The organism is Benzoatithermus flavus, from assembly GCF_037908215.1.
Taxonomy (GTDB): domain Bacteria; phylum Pseudomonadota; class Alphaproteobacteria; order Geminicoccales; family Geminicoccaceae; genus Benzoatithermus; species Benzoatithermus flavus.
The window spans coordinates 1-1,203 of the sequence record NZ_JBBLZC010000068.1; the positions used below are offsets into that span (position 1 = coordinate 1).

A 1,203-nucleotide genomic window follows, 5' to 3' on the forward strand; every position below is an offset into this window, starting at 1 on the left:
TCGTTGGCCTCGATCAGGTCGAGATCGTCCACCTTCCAGCCGGCCTTCTCGAGCGCCTTGCGCGAGGCCGGGATGGGACCTGTGCCCATCACCGCCGGATCGACCCCGGCCGTGGCCCAGGCGACCACGCGCGCGAGGGGCTCGAGCCCACGCCGCTGCGCCTCCTCGGCGCTCATCAGAATCGTGACCGAAGCACCGTCGTTGATGCCCGAAGCATTGCCGGCGGTGACCGTACCGTCCTTCGAGAAGGCGGGGCGGAGCTTGGCGAGGGTCTCGAGCGTGGTGCCGGGCTTCAGATGCTCGTCCGTGTCGACCACCACCTCGCCCTTGCGGGTCTTCACCGTGACCGGGACGATCTCCTCCTTGAACCGGCCCGAAGCCTGCGCCTCCGCCGCCTTGCGCTGCGATTCGGCCGCGAACTGGTCCTGCTGCTCGCGGGTGATCTGCCACTGGCGGGCGACGTTCTCGGCGGTGGTGCCCATGTGGTAGCCGTTGAAGGCATCCCACAGCCCGTCCTTGATCATGGTATCGATCATCTCGAGAGCCCCCATCTTCACCCCGCTCCTGAGATAGGCGCAGTGGGTGGAGAGGCTCATGCTCTCCTGGCCGCCCGCGACCACGATGCGGGCATCGCCCGAGCGGATCGCCTGGAAGCCCATGGCGACGGCACGCAGGCCCGAGCCGCAGACCTGGTTGATGGTGATCGCCGGGGTCTCGATCGGCAGGCCTGCCTTGACCGAAGCCTGCCGGGCCGGGTTCTGGCCCTGGCCCGCGGTCAGTACCTGGCCCATGACGACGTCCGAGACCTCGGCCGGATCGACCTTGGCGCGGTCCAGCACCTCCTTGATGACGACGGCGCCCAGCTCGTGCGCCGGCAGGCTGCTCAGGCCACCGTTGAAGGCGCCGATGGCGGTCCGGGCCGCGGCTACGATGACGACATCGGTCATGCTGGTCTCCTTTCCTCGAGACGGCAGGCGCACGCGATCCGACGGGTCGCAGGTCCGCACGCACCTGCTGAATGCGCTCAGCCTACATCCGCCGATAACCGCGCGGAGGCAAGGGTCTTCCGTCGCGCGGCCTCGATCCGGGCCGAGCGCGCCCGACCGTCGGGCCTAGCGCCGGGGTGCCTTGCCCCAGTACTTGTCGAGGTAGCGCTGGATCTCCTGGCGCATGAAGCGCGAGCTGTCCTCGGCCCGCTCCTCC

1 protein-coding gene is annotated in these 1,203 nt (G+C 69.2%); it reads right to left on the reverse strand.

Going from position 1 to position 1,203, the window contains the following annotated elements; all coding sequences use genetic code 11:
* Nucleotides 1-947: acetyl-CoA C-acetyltransferase (locus U1T56_RS24075; protein ID WP_418162029.1), on the reverse strand; the 947-nt coding region annotated here is incomplete at its 3' end.
* Between the last annotated feature and the right edge of the window lie 256 nt (nucleotides 948-1,203).